This window comes from Streptomyces kurssanovii (assembly GCF_040677245.1).
In the GTDB taxonomy this organism is placed as follows: Bacteria; Actinomycetota; Actinomycetes; order Streptomycetales; family Streptomycetaceae; genus Streptomyces; species Streptomyces kurssanovii.
This window is the reverse complement of the sequence record NZ_JBFAQK010000014.1, coordinates 85,667-101,688: the sequence shown is the minus strand read 5'-3', so window position 1 is coordinate 101,688 and position 16,022 is coordinate 85,667. Positions and strand designations below refer to the sequence as shown.

Sequence of the window (16,022 nt, the reverse complement as noted above, 5' to 3'; positions counted from 1 at the left end):
ACGGGAACACCCGCACCGATTCGGCCACCGCGCCCGGCCCCGCGTCGCACCGTCGGACGCGCCCCGGCCCCCGCCATGGGAAGCGCGGGCCGGACGCGCCCCGGCCCCCGCCATGGGAAGTTCGGGGGCCGGGGCGACAAGAAACGGGCCGTGCCGTACCCCCGCACGGGATACGACACGGCCCGGTTCGTCCAGCCGCGGTGCCGACTCGGGTCAGCGGCGGGCGACGCCCTCCGCCCGCGCCGCCGCGGCGACCGCAGCGGTCACCGCGGGCGCGACCCGCTCGTCGAAGGGCGAGGGGATCACGTAGTCGGCCGAGAGCGCGTCACCGACGACGTCGGCGAGCGCGTCCGCCGCCGCGATCTTCATGCCCTCGGTGATCCGGGACGCCCGCACCTGCAGCGCGCCCGCGAAGATCCCCGGGAAGGCGAGGACGTTGTTGATCTGGTTCGGGTAGTCCGACCGGCCGGTGGCCACGACCGCCGCGTGCTTGTGCGCGACGTCGGGGTGCACCTCCGGGTTCGGGTTGGCCATGGCGAAGACGAACGCCCCCGGCGCCATGGAGGCGACAGCTGCCTCCGGCACGGTGCCGCCGGAGACGCCGATGAAGACGTCCGCGCCGGCCAGCGCGTTCTCCAGGGAGCCCGAGAGACCCGCACGGTTGGTGAGCTCGGCGAGCTCACGCTTGACCGGCGTCAGGTCCTCGCGGTCACGGCTGACGATGCCCTTGCGGTCGGCGACCGCCACGTCGCCGAGACCGGCCTCCAGCAGGAACTTCGCGATCGCCACACCGGCCGCGCCCGCGCCGGAGATGACAGCGCGCAGGTCACCGAGCGTGCGCCCGGTGAGCTTGGCCGCGTTGCGCAGGGCGGCGAGGGTCACGACGGCGGTGCCGTGCTGGTCGTCGTGGAAGACGGGGATGTCGAGGCGCTCCTGGAGCTTGCGCTCGATCTCGAAGCACCGGGGTGCCGAGATGTCCTCGAGGTTCACTCCGCCGAAGGACGGCGCGAGACGCACGACGGTCTCGACGATCTCGTCGGCGTCGGTGGTGGCGAGGGCGATCGGGACCGCGTCCACGCCGCCGAACTGCTTGAAAAGGATCGCCTTCCCTTCCATGACCGGGAGGGATGCCTCCGGTCCGATGTCTCCGAGACCGAGCACCGCCGTTCCGTCCGTCACGACGGCGACGACCTGGGACTTCCAGGTGTAGTCGTGCACGAGCTCCGGCCGCTCCGCGATGGCGGTGCAGACCTTGGCGACGCCGGGTGTGTAAGCGAGGGACAGGTCGTCCTTGTTCCGCACCGGCACGGTGGCCTGGACGGCCATCTTGCCGCCGCGGTGCAGTGCGAACGCCGGATCGAAGGGCTCGTCGGCGCTCTCCGTGTCGGCGCTGTCGCTGCGAGGATTGACGATCTCCGCTGCCATGTGGTTGACCCCTTAGGTCTTCATCAGTTGAGGGTGGCCACTCCTGGTTGAGGAGGGGTGGGCGGGCACCGCGTCCGTTCCCTGCACTAGGGCGATTGGCCCGCCCGGGCAGGGGGAGGTACGTACGCGCGGGCGCGCCGCACACGCGCCCTGAGCCCCGGATGAGGGGTGTAAGGATCCTTCTTACCGGACGGACCACACCGCGGACGAGTCGATATGCGCTCGGTGACGCGGTTCATAGCCAGAAACCCGGACAAGCCCGCCAGGTGCAGCCGAACCCGTCCAGAAGGCAAGACGACCGAAGATCTTCCGGCCGGAAGAAGGCTTTCCAGCGAATGGTCCGGCCTTGATGTACCGGCCCGCCGGGGTTCGGGGGTGACCCGTTATCCGATTTTGACATGCGTGGCCCCCTGAATGCGCTCGTCCGAATGGCAAGATGCCGAAAACAGACAAGGTCGCGACACTCGAAGATGAGTGCAGTACGACCTGGTAACTCCACCCTCACCCGCCGGAGGACCCCGATCATGACCGCAAGCACCACGCGCCGCTCGACCGCCGCCAAGTCCCGGATCGCGGCGGTCAGCGCCATCGCGGTCGCCGGCGCCATGCTGCTGACCGCGTGCGGCGACCAGACGGACAACGGAGCCTCGGACTCGGAGACCAAGGGCACCGCGTCCGCGGCGCCGCTGGCCGACAAGCTGCCCAAGGAGATCCGCGACAAGGGCGTCATCAAGGTCGGATCCGACATCGCGTACGCGCCGATGGAGTTCATGGACGAGGGCAACAAGCCCGCCGGTGTGGACATCGACATCGCCAAGGCCCTGGGCAAGGTCCTCGGCGTCGAGTTCCAGTTCGAGAACTCCACCTTCGACCAGCTCGTCCTCGGCATGAACAACGGCCGCACCGACATCGTCATGTCGTCGATGACGGACACCAAGGAGCGCCAGCAGGGCGCGACCGAGGACGCCAAGGGCGGTGCCGACTTCGTCAACTACTTCAAGGCCGGCTCCGCGATCCTGGTCCAGAAGGGCAACCCCAAGAAGGTCAGCACGCTGGACGACCTGTGCGGCCTGACGGTCGCCGCCCAGCGCGGCACGGCCAACGAGGCGCTGCTGAAGGAGACGCAGAAGAAGTGCGGCTCCGACAAGATCAAGGAGTTCATCTCCGACCAGGACACCGACTCGATCACGCAGCTCCAGACCAAGCGTGCCGACGCGGTGATCACCGACTTCCCGGTCGCCCTCTACAACGAGCTGAACGCCGGCGGCGGCAAGCTCTTCGAGGTCGTGGGCGAGCAGATCGACGCCGCGCCGTACGGCATCGCGGTGAGCAAGAAGAACACGCAGCTGCGTGACGCCCTCCAGGCGGCCGTCCAGCAGATCATCGATGACGGCTCGTACGGCGAGGTGCTGAAGGAGTGGAAGGCCGAGAGCGGCGCCATCGAGAAGGCAACGGTCAACGCCGGCAAGTGACGCCACTCGCCGCCACAACCTCCCTCATGTAAGGCAGCAACTCTGTGACTGACCCCCTCGACAAGGTGCCGGCCGACGTCCCCCCGGACGGCGGCCGGGACGCCTCCCCCCGCAAGTACTCCGGGCCCATCAAGGCCGTTCCCGTACGCCACTACGGGCGCTGGATCAGCGCCGTCGTCGTGCTCGGGCTCCTCGCCCTGCTGGTCCGGGCGTTCGCCGACGCCCAGATCCAGTGGAGCGTGGTCGGTGACCAGATCACCAACGGCACGTTCGCCTGGGGCGCCTGGGAGACCTTGAAGATCACCGTCTACTCGATGGTGATCGGTGTGGTCCTCGGCGCGATCCTCGCGGTGATGCGACTGTCGCCCAACCCGGTGCTCTCCTCGGTGGCCTGGGGCTACATCTGGTTCTTCCGCGGCACCCCGGTGCTGGTGCAGATCCTGCTGTGGTTCAACCTCTCGCTGGTCTTCCAGTACCTCGACCTCGGTTTCATCTACCGGGACGAGATGAACCAGGTCATGACGCCCTTCGTGGCGGCACTGCTGGCGCTCGGCCTGAACGAGGCCGCGTACATGGCCGAGATCTGCCGGGCCGGCATCCAGTCGGTCGACTCGGGTCAGACGGAGGCGGCACACGCGCTCGGCATGAAGGGCGGCAGGACGATGCGCCGCATCGTGCTGCCGCAGGCCATGCGAGTGATCATTCCGCCGACCGGCAACGAGTTCATCAACATGCTCAAGACCTCCTCGCTGGCGTTCGCCATCGGCTACGGCGAGCTGTTCCTGCGGGGCCGTGAATTCGGCTCCCGGACGCTCGCCATCATGGAGGGCTACATCGTGATCTCGCTCTGGTACCTGGCGCTGACGACCGTGTTCAGCATCGGCCAGTACTACCTGGAGCGGTATTACGCCCGCGGTTCGAGCCGGTCGCTGCCGCCCACGCCGCTCCAGCGGCTGCGCAAACAGCTGTCGTCGTTCCGTGTACAGAGCAACGTCGGAGGCGTGAAGGTATGAGTTCCCAGTCGACGCAGCCGATGGTGAAGGCCGAGAACGTCCACAAGTCGTTCGGCCATGTGAAGGTCCTCAAGGGCATCGACCTGGAGGTCGCGCCCCGCGAGGTGTTCTGTCTGGTCGGTCCTTCCGGCTCCGGCAAGTCGACCTTCCTGCGGTGCATCAACCACCTGGAGAAGATCAACGGCGGCCGCCTCTCGGTCGACGGGCGTCTGGTGGGCTACCGGGAGAAGGGCGACAAGCTCTACGAGCTGAAGGAGAAGGAGGTCGCGGCGCAGCGCAGGGACATCGGCATGGTCTTCCAGCGCTTCAACCTCTTCCCGCACATGACGGCCCTCGCGAACGTCATGGAGGCTCCGGTCCAGGTCAAGGGCGAGTCGAAGTCCGTGGCCCGCGAGCGGGCGCTGAAGCTGCTGGACCGGGTGGGGCTGGCCGACAAGGCCAAGAACTACCCGACCCAGCTCTCCGGCGGCCAGCAGCAGCGCGTCGCGATCGCCCGTGCGCTCGCGATGGAGCCGAAGCTGATGCTCTTCGACGAGCCGACGTCGGCCCTCGACCCCGAGCTGGTGGGCGAGGTCCTGGACGTCATGCGCGGCCTCGCGGAGGACGGCATGACGATGATCGTCGTGACCCACGAGATGGGCTTCGCCCGTGAGGTCGGCGACGCGCTCGTCTTCATGGACGACGGCGTGGTCGTCGAGGCCGGCCACCCGCGTGAGGTGCTGGGGAACCCGCAGCACGAGCGGACGAAGTCGTTCCTCTCGAAGGTGCTCTGATCTGTCGAAGGCGCTCTGACCTGCAGAAAGCGCTCTGAGCGCAACCGGCAAGGGGCGGTACGGACCCGGTGGTCCGTACCGCCCCTGCGCGTTCCGCCGCTACTTCAGGGCCAGCACGAGAGCGTCCGACGGCGACGCCCACACCGGGCGCGCCTCAGCGAAGCCCGCCGCACGCAGGGCCTCTGCGTGCCACTGGGCGGAGGGGGTGTCACCGTCGGCGTGCTCGCCGTAGATCCGGAACCGCTCGGCCGTCGGCCCGGCCAGGACCGGGTCCTTGGCGGCGAGCGCCCACCACTCGGCCCAGTCGAGGGCGCCGGCCGCCCTGGCCCGTTCCATGCCCGCGTGCCGGTGCGCGCGCTCCGCGGCGTTGATCCGGGGTGTGGACGCGTCCTTCATGTGGTCGGCGTTCATGAAGACGCCGCCGTCGCGGACGAGGGTGCCGATCTGCCGGTAGAGCGCGGCGAGCGGTCCGCTGTGGAGCCAGTGCAGCGCTGTGGCGGTGAGCACCGCGTCGTACGAGGTGTGCGGCAGGGAGTCCGTCCAGGCGGGGTCCTTGAGGTCGGCGGTGACGAGCGTGACGCGTTCGTCGCCCGCGAAGTGGCCCCGGGCGATGGTCAACAGCGCGGGGTCGAGGTCGACCCCGGTGCTGGTGGCCTCCGGGAACCGCGCGAGGAGCCGGTCCGTGATACTTCCCGTACCGCAGGCGAGGTCGAGGACTCTGGGCTTCGGTCCGACCGTGGCCTCGACCATGTCCAGCATCACCCGGAACCGCTCCTCGCGGTCGGGCATGTACCACTCCTGCTGGCGGTCCCAGCTCTCCTGCCAGGCCCGCCAGTCGGTGCCCGCCGCCGTGCCCTCGTCCGTCCCGCCCACCGGAAGCCTCCCGTCCGTAATACCCTCGATTGATAAGCAGCCGTTACCCTCACCCTAGAACGCCGCTGTAAGGACTACAAGTGGAACTGGCCTATTACTCGGACTACGCCGTACGGCTGGTCAACACCGAGGAGCCGGCTCGCAACAAGGACTCCCTCACCTCGGTCGAGGCCGTCCGCGAGCTCTTCGGCGCGTCGTCCCAGGCCGCCCGCCGCGCCAACGACTCGGACGTCACCCGCTTCCGCTCGGTACGGGGCCGGCTGCGCGCCGTTTTCGCCGCGGCCGACGCGGGTGAGGAGACCCAGGCCGTCGACCTGCTCAACTCGCTGCTGCTGGAGTTCCCCGTCAGCCCGCAGATCTCCGGGCACGACCACCGGGACGAGGACGGCCGCCCCAAGTGGCACATGCACCTCGCCGACCACCCTTCGAACGCGACCGCGGGCTATGCCGCGATCGCCGCGATGGGACTGGCGTTCCACCTGACCGAGTACGGCGTCGACCGCCTCGGCCTCTGCCAGGCGGCGCCCTGCCGCAACGCCTACCTGGACACGTCCACGAACCGCTCGCGCCGCTACTGCTCCGACCGCTGCGCGACCCGCGCCAACGTGGCCGCCTACCGGGCGCGCAAGCGTCTGGAGAGCGAGCGGTCCGGGCCCACCGGCCGCACCGCGGAGACCAGCCAGGAGACGACCCCCGTCACGGACCGCTGATCCTCACTGAGCGGACGGAAGCGGCTGCGCACCCGGCCGAGCAGCAGCTCGGGCGGCACCACCCCGAAGACACGGCTGTCGCCGTCGGCGCCGGGGTTGTCACCGAGCACCCACCAGCCCCCGTCGCGCCGTTCGGCCAGCCGCTTGACGATGAGCAGGTCCTGCTGCAGCGGATGACGGAGCACCGCCACGTCGCCGACACGCAGCGAGGCGCGGTAGTCGACCAGCAGCTGGTCCCCGTGAACCAGCGTCGGAACCATGGACGGCCCGGTCACCTCGGCGACCCCGAACCGGGCCCTCGGCTCCCGCCCCTGTTCAGTCATCAGCCACCTCCGACTCCCACTGTATGTTCGGCCACCGGCCCGGCACGGACCCCGGACTTTTGACCTAAGCCCAAGGGGGCACCCGCCAAAACGGGTCCCTCACGGAGTAATGTCCCACCTGAGAAGACGATCACGAGGAAGGACAGCTCAATGCTCTCCCGCCTGTTTGCCCCCAAGGTGAAGGTCAGCGCCCACTGCGACCTGCCTTGCGGTGTCTACGACCCGGCCCAGGCCCGCATCGAGGCGGAGTCGGTCAAGGCCGTCCAGGAGAAGTACCAGGCCAACGAGGACCCGCACTTCCGCGCTCGCGCCACGGTCATCAAGGAGCAGCGCGCGGAGCTCGCCAAGCACCACGTCTCGGTGCTCTGGAGCGACTACTTCAAGCCGCCGCACTTCGAGAAGTACCCGGAGCTGCACCAGCTCATCAACGACACCCTGAAGGCGCTCTCCGCCGCCAAGGCGTCCACGGACCCGGCGACCGGCCAGAAGGCCCTGGACTACATCACCCAGATCGACAAGATCTTCTGGGAGACCAAGAAGGCCTGACCTCGCGTCAGCTTCCCGCACCCGGCCCGCGCGGCTCCTCATCCGGAGCCCCGCGGGCCGGGTGCGGCCGTATGAGGCGGCAAATGGACGTACCGCCTCCGATTCCAGTGGTCGCGGTGTCGTGAGGAGGAGCCATCGAGCTTCGGGAACAGGCCACGGCCGAGGACCTCCCGGCCGGGCCCCACGCCACGGCCGGCGAGCCCGGACCGGCGGACCGGTCCGGTCGGGCGCACTCCTTCCTCGGCCCGGCCGCCCTCGCCCTGGCCCTCGGTCTGTGGGGCATCACCCGGCAGGGCACGATGTGGCGCGACGAATCCGTCACCTACCAGGTCGCGCACCGGAGCCTCCCGGAGATCTGGGCGCTCCTGCAGAACGCGGATGCCGTCCACGGCCTCTACTACGTCCTGATGCACGGCCTCTTCGCCCTCTGGGACGGGGGTCTCGTCACGCTCCGGCTGCCGTCCGTGCTGGCCGTGGCCGTGGCCGCCGGGCTCGTGGGACTGACCGGGTGCCGCATCGCCGGGCGCAGGACGGGCCTGCTCAGCGGCCTGGTCTTCGCGCTCATCCCCGAGGTGCAGATGTACGCCCAGGAGGGGCGCTCCTACGCGCTCGTCTGCGCCCTGGTCGCACTGGGCACCTACCTGCTCCTGCGCTGCCTGAGCGAACCGTCCCGTCGCCTGTGGATCCTCTACGGGCTCTCCCTGCTCGCCGCCGGCTGGCTCCACGAGTTCGCCGTACTGGCGCTGCCCGCGCACGGCATCACCGTGCTCGCTTCCCGCGCGGACCGGCCCGTCCGGCGCGCATGGGCCTTGGCGGCGGCCGCCGTGGCCGCCGGCCTGGTCCCGCTGGTCCTGCTCAGCGCGGGCCAGTCGGGCCAGGTGTCGTGGATCAGCGGCCCGAAGCCGAAGGAGTGGCTGGAGATCACGGGCGTGGCACTGGTGGCCGTGCTCTGCGCGAGGTACCCCGCCGCCGGCCGCGGACCCGTCCTCCTGCCGCGTCTCGCCCTGCCCCTGGCGGTGCTCCCGACGGCCGTCCTGCTGCTGTCGGCGATCCACGAGCCCATGTACGTGGACCGGTACGTCCTCTTCACCGACATCGGCTTCGCCCTGCTCGTCGGCACCTCGCTCAGCGCGCTCGTCACGGCCGCCTCCCGCTGCGGCCCGCTCCGCGCCCGGCTTCCTCGCGCCACGGCCCTGTCGGCGGCGGCTCTCGCGGCCGTGCTCGCGCTCACCCCGGTGACGCTGCAGATGCGGACCCCCGACAGCCGGAAGGACGACGTGACGGCCGTCGCGGCCGAGGTCCGGCGCGTCTCCTCCCCCGGCGACGGGCTCGTCTTCGCGCCCTCACGCCGCCGCGAGTGGCGGCTCTCGCACCCGGACGAGTACGACGGACTCGTCGACCTCGCGCTCGGCCGCACCCCGCGGGCCTCCGCGTCCCTCCAGGGCGAGGAACTGCCCGTTCCCGAGATCCGCGCCCGCATGCTGTCCGTGGACCGGATCGTGGTGCTCAGCGACCCGCCGGGCCAGCCGGAGGACACGGTGCCGCAGGAGGCGGTCAAACGCGAAGTCCTGCGCGCCCACTTCCACGAGTGCTCCCGCACGCAGGTGAAGGGCGCCCAGGTGACCCTCTACGCCCGTGGGGCGGAGTGCGCGGCGCCGAAGGGGAACTGACGGCCTGACGGGGTCACGGGCGTCCCTGGTCACCCGCGCGGCGTCAGGCTGCCGGCAGCGGGGCCGGTTCCGCCTGGGTCAGCAGGGGGCTCTTGTGGCGGAGCAGCCACTGCCGATAGGCGGCCGCCCGCAAGGCGGCCTCGCGGTAGGCGGCGGTCAGGTCCGCGAACACCGACTCGTACAGCTCGCCCCCCGAGGGCCCGGGTCTGGAGAAGAGCAGGAGGCGGACGGCGAGCGGGTCGCCGCGGAGCGGGCGGACGGCCATGTCCTCGCGGGGCATGGAGGTCGGCTGGCAGGGGGCGACGACCTCGCCGACCGCGATCAGGGAGGCGGCCGTGTGGTAGTCGCCGTGCAGGACGGGCGGGTCGATTCCGGCCGCACCCAGTACCCGCCGCAGCCCGTCCCACTCCCCGTCCACCGTCGGATCGACCATCCAGCGGTCGTGGGCCAGATCGGCGAGGTCCACGACGGGGGCCGCAGCGGCGGGGTGGTCCCGCGCCAGCGAGACGAACTGCGGCTCCCGCTCCACGAGTACCCGCACGCGCAGTCCGTCCGGCACCAGTAACGGGCATCCCTCCACCTCGTGCACGAAGGCGACGTCGAGCTGGCCGGCGGCGACCATCCGCAGCAGGGCGTTGGCGGACACGTCCATGTGGAGCGAGATGTCGGTGCCCGGCAGCCGGTCGCGCAGGCGGCGCAGCCAGCCGGCGAGCGCCCGGCTGGCGGTCGACCCGATGCGCAGCAGCGGTCCGCCCTCACCGGCCGCGGCGGCCTTCGCCTCCACGACGAGCGCGCCCATCTCCGCGACGAGCGGCCGTGCCCGGCTCAGTACGGAACGGCCGAGCGGGGTCGGCCGGCAGCCGGTGCGCTCCCGTGAGAAGAGCGCCGCGCCCAGGAAGTTCTCGATGCGGCGCAGTTGCGTCGTCAGGGACGGCTGGCTGACGCCGAGCTGCCGGGCGGCTTTGTGCAGGCTGCCGGTGTCGGCTATGGCGCACAGCGCACGCAGGTGCCTCACCTCGAGCTCCATGCTCCCGAGCGTAGAGCTGCACCAACTGCCACACCAGACACCGTAGTCGGGGCAGGACGGGCGGATCGGGACAGGCTGCTGCGGAGTGGGTGATGCGCCCGCGCTATCGCCTCCTGGCATCATCCGCGCGGCGGTGCGGCTCCCCGAGACTTCGGCTACCGAACGTCGTTCATCCGGACGAGTAGGAGCCCCCCATGCGTCACACCAGAACGTTGTTCTCCGCCGTCGTCGGTCTCGGCCTCGCCGCCGCCCTCGGCACCGTGCCCGCCACCGCCGCCAACTCCCCTGCGGCCGCGGTGACATCCTCCTCCGCCTCGTACGCCGCGTACGAAGGATCCGCCGAGGACGCGAAGGCGACCAGGGCCTTCTTCGACGCCGTCGTCAAGTCGGTCGCGGAGAAGCGCGCGGCGAACCCCGGCGCGCAGGCCGTGACCGTCGTCTACAACGCGAGCAACGCACCCAGCTTCCGCACCCAGATAGCGCGCAGCACCCAGATCTGGAACGGCTCGGTCAGCAATGTCCGGCTCGTCGAGGGCTCGGGCGCCGACTTCGCCTACTACGAGGGCAACGACTCACGCGGCTCGTACGCGAGCACCGACGGACACGGCCGCGGCTACATCTTCCTGGACTACCGGCAGAACCAGCAGTACAACTCCACCCGCGTCACGGCCCATGAGACCGGGCACGTGCTCGGACTGCCGGACCACTACTCGGGTCCGTGCAGCGAGCTGATGTCGGGCGGCGGCCCCGGCACCTCGTGCCAGAACGCCTACCCGAACTCGGCCGAACGCTCCCGGGTGAACCAGCTCTGGGCGAACGGGCTCGCGGCCGCGATCGCCAAGGTCTCCTGAGCGGAGCCGGCCACCGGGAGGGCGCCCCGCAGTGCACGGCGGGGCGCCCTGTCGCGTCTGCCGCGACCTCGCGCTCAGGCCTGGGCCGGTTCCCGCCGGCCGAGTTCGGCGCCGGGCGGCAGTTGGCGGCGGATACTGCCGAGCGCGTCGTCGAAGTCCCCGTCCGCGACGCCCGCTTCGTACGCCGCACCGCCGTAGTGCAGCGTCAGATTGAGATCCGACCGGTCGAGGGGCGGCACACCTCCTGTGGGCTCACCCAGTGTCAGCAGACAGCTGAGGGTCGCCTGCTGGACCGTGCCGTCCGCATGGACGGGCAGGGGCATGTCCCATTCCAGGACGCAGGAGGCCAGCACCTGGGACGCCCCCGCCGCCCTGAGGGCGGCAAAGGTGGCCCCCTCGTACACAACGCCTCTGATGGATGTGCGCAGTTGGCCGCCGCTCGCCGATATGGTGACCGATTCCGCGCCCTGCCGGTCGCGGTACCAGCCCGCCCAGGCTTCCGTAGACTCCGATGACATGCGCGGACTGTAGCGGTAGGGCCGAGCGGGCCGCGCCGCAGGTGCCCCTCAGGATGTGCCGGCCTCCCGGCCGGGGGCGTCGTCGGGCGAATCTCCGGACGGTCCTGCCGCCGATCCGTCAGACGCGTCCGCTCCACCCGGCTCCTCCGGCCGGCTCCCGCCGGACCGGTCCTGCCCGCCCGGGTCGGACCTCGCCCCGCCCTCCGGGGGGACATAGAGCGGACAGTCCGGATTGCGGCAGGGACCCGGCTCCCACAACGGGACGTAGGTCCCCAGTGTCTTGTGCCGCCTCACCACCGATTCCACCGGCTGCCCGCACGCGGCGCACACATGCTGCGGGTCGTGACTCGTCCGCGGTACTTCACGTCCTTTGCTGCCCATACAGCCAGAATAGGGCGGTATGGACAGCTCGGACAGCTCAGCCCTCGCGGCCGGTCCCCTGTGGCCGATGCCCGGGGTCAGCCTTTCCGGCCGTACTGCGTGACGACCACGCCGTTGCCGAAGGCACGCATGGAGGCCGGCGAGAAGGCCGACACCCGGAAGGGGGCCGCGAACATGGGAATACCGGAACCGAGCACGACGGGGTAGGTCTTGATGACGAGTTCATCGACCTCGTCGATCAGCTGCCCGGCGAGGTGCGCCCCGCCACAGAGGTAGATGTCGAGGCCTTCCTCCTTCTTGAGCTCCCGGACCGCGGCGGCCACGTCGCCGGAGAGGATGCGTACGTTCGGGTCGGGTGACTCCTGGATGCTGTTCGACACCACGAACTCACGCAGATGGGCGTACGGGCTGGTGATGTCGGCCTTCAGCGCCAGGTCGTAGCTGGCGCGGCCCTGTATGACCGTGTCGTACCTGGTGTTCGGTGCGTCGTCGACACCCAAGGCGCGGCGTACCGCGGTCGGCAGGGTGTCGGCGCATTCCTCCTTCAGATAGTCGAGGTAGTCGTCGGCCACGAGCTCCGTGAAGAAGTCCGCCTCTCCTCCCGGGCCACCGATGAAGCCGTCGATGGATGTGGCGATGAAGTAGCTGAGCTTTCGCAAACCGGTCCTCTGATCGTCGGACACCGAAGAGGCCACCGACGGCCGGGCAGGCGCTCGCACCCGGCCGGACCGGGACCCCCGAACCACTTCATCCATAGTGATTCGGCCGAAGTCGTGCTCGCAAGCGGTTTGAGCGGATCGGCCGGATCAGCGGCTGCGGCGGGTGACGAATTCGGCCAGGGAGAGCAGATCGCCGGCCGCGGCCAGGTCCGGGACGGCGCGGGACAGCTGACCGACCGCCCGTGACATCCGGTCACCGGCGTGCGTCTGGGCCCAGTCCCGCCCTCCCGCCCGTTCCACCGCGTCGGCGGCGCGGCGGACGGCCGACGCGCTCATCGGCCCCCGGTACAACTCGGCCAGCTCGGCCGCCGCCGCCGTGCCGGAGGCCAGCGCGGCGACCACCGGAAGTGACTTCTTGTGCGCCGCGAGATCCGCGCCGGCCGGTTTGCCCGTCTGCTCCGGGTCGCCCCAGATCCCCATGAGGTCGTCGATGAGCTGGAACGCCAGCCCTGCCTCTCTCCCGAAGGCGTCCATCGCCGCGGCCTGCTCCTCGTCCGCGCCGGCGTACAGCGCGCCGAGGGCGCAGGCGCAGCCGAGCAGGGCCCCGGTCTTGGCGGTCGCCATGGCGAGGCACTCTTCCAGGGTGACCTCGAGCGGCGGTCGTTCCTCGAAGGCGCAGTCGGCCTGCTGGCCCGCACACAGCTCGATGACGCAGGCGGCCAGCCGCACGGACGCGGGGACGGATGCCGCGTGCGGGTCCTCCGCGAGCAGCCGCAGCGCGAGCGCCGACATCGCGTCCCCGGCGATGATGGCGTCGGCGGTGCCGAAGACGCTCCAGGCCGTGGGCCGGTGCCTGCGGGTCGGGTCCTCGTCGATCACGTCGTCGTGCAGCAGGGTGAAGTTGTGCGCGAGCTCCACCGCCGCGGCCGCCCGTACGGCCTGCCTCGGGTCGCCCCCCAGCGCCCGGCACGCGGCCAGCACCAGCGCCGGCCTGACGGCCTTGCCGGTGGCACCGGCGACCGGGGTGCCGTCGGACCGCTCCCAGCCGAAGTGGTACATGGCGATCCGGCGCATGGAACCGGGCAGCGACGCGATGGCTGAGCGGAGTTCGGGATCGACCGCACTCCGGGTGCGTTCGAGGAGGGCGACGGCCTCTCGGCCGTCGACGGTGTCCGACATGGTCAACTGGCGTTCCTTTCCCGGTGGTGGCTTCTCCTCGCGGGCGGGGACACGGCGAGCGCACCGCGCCCCCGAAGGTCACGTCGTTCCTGGGCAGGTCACCGCCAACGGCTCACCTCGACGTTCTCCAGGACGCCGAGCGCGTCCGGGACGAGCACGGCCGCCGAGTAGTAGGCCGTGACCAGGTAGGAGATGATCGCCTGCTCGTCGATGCCCATGAAGCGGACCGACAGGCTCGGCTCGATCTCGTCCGGGATGCCGCTCTGCTGGAGTCCGATGACGCCCTGCTCGTCCTCTCCGGTACGCATGCAGATGATCGACGTCGTCCGGGCCTCGGTGACCGGGATCTTGTTGCACGGGAAGATCGGCACGCCGCGCCAGGCGGGCACATGGTGGCCCGCCACCTCCACGCTGTCGGGCACCAGTCCGCGCCTGTTGCACTCGCGCCCGAAGGCGGCGATGGCGCGCGGATGGGCGAGGAAGAGCTTCGAGCCCCGCCGCCGCGAGAGCAGTTCGTCCATGTCGTCCGGGCTCGGCACACCGTCGTGCGGCTGCAGCCGCTGCCCGTAGTCGCAGTTGTTGAGGAGGCCGAACTCACGGTTGTTGACGAGCTCGTGCTCCTGCCGCTCGCGCAGCGCCTCGACGGTCAGCCGCAGCTGCTGTTCCGTCTGGTTCATCGGCTGGTTGTAGAGGTCCGCGACGCGACTGTGCACCTTCAGCACCGTCTGGGCGACGCTCAGCTCGTACTCCCGGGGCGCGGCGTCGTAGTCCACGTAGGTGTGCGGCACGACCGACTCGCCGACATGGCCGGCCGACAGGTCGATCGCCGCTTCGCCGTACTTGTTGGTGCGCTGGTGGGGAAGTGCCGCCAGACCCGCCAGATGGGAGCGCAACGACTCCGCCCGGTCCGCCAGGTTGAGCACGTCGTCCCTCGTGAGCACGAGGACCGTGCAAGCGGTCGCGGCGCGGGCGGTGTACTGCCAGACCGCTTCCCGGTCCACCAGCGACTGGTCGCCGAAGTAGGCCCCGTCGGCGAGGACTTCGACGACCGCCTCGTCCCCGTAGGGGCCCTCCCCCACCTTCTCCACCCTGCCGTGCGCCAGGAGGAAGATCCGGTCCGCCGCCTGGCCGCCGGTCGCCAGCACCTCCCCCGCCGCGAACTCACGCTGTTCGCACCGCTGCGCCAGCTCCGCCAGCGCCGCCTCGTCATCGAAGTCACGCAGTGCCGGAAGCTCCCCCAGTTCGGCGGGGATCACGGCGACACGGTCGCCGGTCTGGACGAACGTCACCCGGCCGTCGCCGACCGAGTAGCTGAGGCGGCGGTTCACCCGGTACGTACCGCCCTGCACCTGCACCCACGGCAGCATGCGCAGCAGCCACCGGGAGGTGATCTCCTGCATCTGCGGGACGGACTTGGTGGTGGTCGCGAGATTCCGTGCGGCAGCGGTACCGAGACTCTGTTGGGGTGCCTGGTCGCGAATGTCCTCGCCGACGGAACCAACCGAACCAACCGTCATGAGACTCCCTCTCGATCATGTTCTGACCTGCGACAGCAAGCCTCCCAGTGCGTTGTGTAAGTACGCCATTACACAAATGAGTGTGACTGGATCACCGTCGACCGGGGCAGGAGCCGGACCCGTTCACACATCCGGCCAGAATGGGTGCATGTCCGAAAGAACCTCGTCCGATCCGACGGCCGCGCTGCGGCCCCGGCTGCCGTCGCCGCTGCAGCCGGTCGAGGACGAGCGCTTCTCCCGGCACGGCGTGCGACTGGTGCTCAAGCGGGACGATCTGATCCACCCGGACCTGCCGGGCAACAAGTGGCGCAAGCTCGTACCGAACCTGCGGGCCGCGGCGGGCCGGCCGGTGCTGACCTTCGGCGGCGCGTACTCCAACCATCTGCGCGCGACGGCCGCCGCCGGCCGGCTGCTCGGCTTCCGCACGATCGGCGTCGTCCGCGGCGACGAGCTCGCCACCCGCCCGCTGAACCCCTCCCTGGCCCGTTGCGCGGCGGACGGCATGCGACTGCTGTTCGTCGACCGCGCCACCTATCGCGCGAAGGACGACCCGGGGACACTCGCCCGCATCCTCCGGACGGCCGCGACGGACGACGTGTACGTGGTCCCCGAGGGTGGCAGCAACGCGTCGGCCGCGGCCGGCTGCGCCGGGCTCGGCCGCGAGCTCCGCGGCCTCGCCGACGTGGTGGCCGTCGCCTGCGGCACCGGCGGCACCCTCGCCGGGCTGGCGGCCGGACTCGGCGACGGACAGCGGGCCCTCGGTCTCCCGGTGCTGAAGGGCGGGTTCCTCGGCGCGGCGGTACGCGCCCTGCAGGAAGAGGCCTTCGGCGGCCACACCGGCAACTGGTCCCTGGAGGAGCGCTTCCACTTCGGCGGGTACGCCCGTACCACTCCTGAACTCGACGCGTTCGCGGCCGGATTCGGTGCACGCCACGGGCTTCCCGTGGAGCGCGTCTACGTCGCCAAGCTGCTCAACGGACTCGTGGAACTCGCCGCCGAAGGAGCCTTCCCGCCCGGCACGACGGTCGCGGCCGTCATCACCGGACAGGAGGACGGGCGGGGGACCGGCGTCGCCGGGTGACGGC

Annotated in this window: 16 protein-coding genes; 8 read left to right on the top strand and 8 right to left on the bottom strand. The window is 70.6% G+C overall.

The window, feature by feature from the left end:
* Nucleotides 1-213 precede the first annotated feature (213 nt).
* Nucleotides 214-1,425: an NAD(P)-dependent malic enzyme gene (locus AB0K36_RS13425; RefSeq protein ID WP_364592630.1), complete on the bottom strand. Its 1,212-nt coding sequence runs from the start codon at nucleotides 1,423-1,425 to the stop codon at nucleotides 214-216.
* Between the two features lie 524 nt (nucleotides 1,426-1,949).
* On the opposite strand from AB0K36_RS13425, the gene AB0K36_RS13420 reads away from it, so the two are divergent.
* The 3 genes from AB0K36_RS13420 to AB0K36_RS13410 are packed head-to-tail and all read left to right on the top strand — an operon-like array spanning nucleotide 1,950 to nucleotide 4,683.
* Nucleotides 1,950-2,897 (top strand): ABC transporter substrate-binding protein, encoded by a 948-nt coding sequence (locus AB0K36_RS13420; RefSeq protein WP_364592627.1) that lies wholly within the window; start codon nucleotides 1,950-1,952, stop codon nucleotides 2,895-2,897.
* A 44-nt stretch (nucleotides 2,898-2,941) separates the two neighbouring features.
* A complete protein-coding gene (locus AB0K36_RS13415; protein WP_364592624.1) occupies nucleotides 2,942-3,910 on the top strand; it encodes an amino acid ABC transporter permease in 969 nt (322 codons plus the stop codon).
* The gene (locus tag AB0K36_RS13410; RefSeq protein WP_364592621.1) at nucleotides 3,907-4,683 is read left to right on the top strand and encodes an amino acid ABC transporter ATP-binding protein; all 777 of its coding nucleotides are present in this window, start codon (nucleotides 3,907-3,909) and stop codon (nucleotides 4,681-4,683) included. The genes AB0K36_RS13415 and AB0K36_RS13410 overlap by 4 nt, the downstream gene beginning before the upstream one ends.
* Nucleotides 4,684-4,782: 99 nt before the next feature.
* On the opposite strand, the gene AB0K36_RS13405 is transcribed toward AB0K36_RS13410, so the two are convergent.
* Nucleotides 4,783-5,472: a class I SAM-dependent methyltransferase gene (locus AB0K36_RS13405; protein WP_364592740.1), complete on the bottom strand. Its 690-nt coding sequence runs from the start codon at nucleotides 5,470-5,472 to the stop codon at nucleotides 4,783-4,785.
* A gap of 164 nt (nucleotides 5,473-5,636) precedes the next feature.
* Between AB0K36_RS13405 and AB0K36_RS13400 the strand changes: the two genes are divergently transcribed.
* On the top strand, nucleotides 5,637-6,266 hold the full coding sequence (locus AB0K36_RS13400; RefSeq protein WP_364592618.1) for a CGNR zinc finger domain-containing protein: 630 nt from the start codon (nucleotides 5,637-5,639) through the stop codon (nucleotides 6,264-6,266).
* Here AB0K36_RS13400 and sodX read toward each other — a convergent pair.
* Nucleotides 6,170-6,589 carry a nickel-type superoxide dismutase maturation protease gene (gene sodX / locus AB0K36_RS13395; RefSeq protein WP_364592616.1) on the bottom strand — a complete coding sequence of 140 codons (420 nt, stop codon included), beginning with the start codon at nucleotides 6,587-6,589 and terminating at the stop codon, nucleotides 6,170-6,172. The genes AB0K36_RS13400 and sodX overlap by 97 nt on opposite strands.
* Before the next feature lie 150 nt (nucleotides 6,590-6,739).
* Here sodX and sodN point away from each other — a divergent pair, with 150 nt between their 5' ends.
* Together sodN and AB0K36_RS13385 are read left to right on the top strand one after the other, a co-directional pair.
* Nucleotides 6,740-7,135: a superoxide dismutase, Ni gene (gene sodN, locus AB0K36_RS13390; RefSeq protein WP_364592613.1), complete on the top strand. Its 396-nt coding sequence runs from the start codon at nucleotides 6,740-6,742 to the stop codon at nucleotides 7,133-7,135.
* Nucleotides 7,136-7,434: 299 nt separating this feature from the next.
* The gene (locus tag AB0K36_RS13385; RefSeq protein WP_364592610.1) at nucleotides 7,435-8,805 is read left to right on the top strand and encodes a glycosyltransferase family 39 protein; all 1,371 of its coding nucleotides are present in this window, start codon (nucleotides 7,435-7,437) and stop codon (nucleotides 8,803-8,805) included.
* 43 nt (nucleotides 8,806-8,848) lie between these two features.
* On the opposite strand, the gene AB0K36_RS13380 is transcribed toward AB0K36_RS13385, so the two are convergent.
* Nucleotides 8,849-9,832 (bottom strand): LysR family transcriptional regulator, encoded by a 984-nt coding sequence (locus AB0K36_RS13380; protein ID WP_364592608.1) that lies wholly within the window; start codon nucleotides 9,830-9,832, stop codon nucleotides 8,849-8,851.
* A 194-nt stretch (nucleotides 9,833-10,026) separates the two neighbouring features.
* Here AB0K36_RS13380 and snpA point away from each other — a divergent pair, with 194 nt between their 5' ends.
* Nucleotides 10,027-10,683, top strand: a complete 657-nt coding sequence (gene snpA, locus AB0K36_RS13375; protein ID WP_364592605.1) for a snapalysin — start codon at nucleotides 10,027-10,029, stop codon at nucleotides 10,681-10,683.
* A 74-nt stretch (nucleotides 10,684-10,757) separates the two neighbouring features.
* On the opposite strand, the gene AB0K36_RS13370 is transcribed toward snpA, so the two are convergent.
* From AB0K36_RS13370 to AB0K36_RS13350, 4 genes are all read right to left on the bottom strand, one after another.
* The gene (locus AB0K36_RS13370) at nucleotides 10,758-11,201 is read right to left on the bottom strand and encodes a DUF6304 family protein (protein ID WP_307708221.1); all 444 of its coding nucleotides are present in this window, start codon (nucleotides 11,199-11,201) and stop codon (nucleotides 10,758-10,760) included.
* A gap of 458 nt (nucleotides 11,202-11,659) precedes the next feature.
* The gene (locus tag AB0K36_RS13360; protein WP_364592598.1) at nucleotides 11,660-12,241 is read right to left on the bottom strand and encodes a dihydrofolate reductase family protein; all 582 of its coding nucleotides are present in this window, start codon (nucleotides 12,239-12,241) and stop codon (nucleotides 11,660-11,662) included.
* 147 nt (nucleotides 12,242-12,388) lie between these two features.
* A complete protein-coding gene (locus tag AB0K36_RS13355) occupies nucleotides 12,389-13,420 on the bottom strand; it encodes a family 2 encapsulin nanocompartment cargo protein polyprenyl transferase (RefSeq protein WP_435877862.1) in 1,032 nt (343 codons plus the stop codon).
* A 98-nt stretch (nucleotides 13,421-13,518) separates the two neighbouring features.
* On the bottom strand, nucleotides 13,519-14,937 hold the full coding sequence (locus AB0K36_RS13350; protein ID WP_364592592.1) for a family 2B encapsulin nanocompartment shell protein: 1,419 nt from the start codon (nucleotides 14,935-14,937) through the stop codon (nucleotides 13,519-13,521).
* A 148-nt stretch (nucleotides 14,938-15,085) separates the two neighbouring features.
* Here AB0K36_RS13350 and AB0K36_RS13345 point away from each other — a divergent pair, with 148 nt between their 5' ends.
* Nucleotides 15,086-16,018 carry a 1-aminocyclopropane-1-carboxylate deaminase/D-cysteine desulfhydrase gene (locus AB0K36_RS13345; RefSeq protein WP_364592589.1) on the top strand — a complete coding sequence of 311 codons (933 nt, stop codon included), beginning with the start codon at nucleotides 15,086-15,088 and terminating at the stop codon, nucleotides 16,016-16,018.
* Nucleotides 16,019-16,022: the final 4 nt, after the last annotated feature.

Bases quoted from the DNA above. Each gene is read 5' to 3' on its own strand.
- AB0K36_RS13425 (WP_364592630.1), bottom strand. From the start codon at position 1,425: ATGGCAGCGGAGATCGTCAATCCTCGCAGCGACAGCGCCGACACGGAG.
- AB0K36_RS13420 (WP_364592627.1), top strand. From the start codon at position 1,950: ATGACCGCAAGCACCACGCGCCGCTCGACCGCCGCCAAGTCCCGGATC.
- AB0K36_RS13410 (WP_364592621.1), top strand. From the start codon at position 3,907: ATGAGTTCCCAGTCGACGCAGCCGATGGTGAAGGCCGAGAACGTCCAC.
- AB0K36_RS13405 (WP_364592740.1), bottom strand. From the start codon at position 5,472: ATGCCCGACCGCGAGGAGCGGTTCCGGGTGATGCTGGACATGGTCGAG.
- sodX (WP_364592616.1), bottom strand. From the start codon at position 6,589: ATGACTGAACAGGGGCGGGAGCCGAGGGCCCGGTTCGGGGTCGCCGAG.
- sodN (WP_364592613.1), top strand. From the start codon at position 6,740: ATGCTCTCCCGCCTGTTTGCCCCCAAGGTGAAGGTCAGCGCCCACTGC.
- AB0K36_RS13385 (WP_364592610.1), top strand. From the start codon at position 7,435: ATGTGGCGCGACGAATCCGTCACCTACCAGGTCGCGCACCGGAGCCTC.
- AB0K36_RS13380 (WP_364592608.1), bottom strand. From the start codon at position 9,832: ATGGAGCTCGAGGTGAGGCACCTGCGTGCGCTGTGCGCCATAGCCGAC.
- snpA (WP_364592605.1), top strand. From the start codon at position 10,027: ATGCGTCACACCAGAACGTTGTTCTCCGCCGTCGTCGGTCTCGGCCTC.
- AB0K36_RS13370 (WP_307708221.1), bottom strand. From the start codon at position 11,201: ATGTCATCGGAGTCTACGGAAGCCTGGGCGGGCTGGTACCGCGACCGG.
- AB0K36_RS13355 (WP_435877862.1), bottom strand. From the start codon at position 13,420: ATGTCGGACACCGTCGACGGCCGAGAGGCCGTCGCCCTCCTCGAACGC.
- AB0K36_RS13350 (WP_364592592.1), bottom strand. From the start codon at position 14,937: ATGACGGTTGGTTCGGTTGGTTCCGTCGGCGAGGACATTCGCGACCAG.
- AB0K36_RS13345 (WP_364592589.1), top strand. From the start codon at position 15,086: ATGTCCGAAAGAACCTCGTCCGATCCGACGGCCGCGCTGCGGCCCCGG.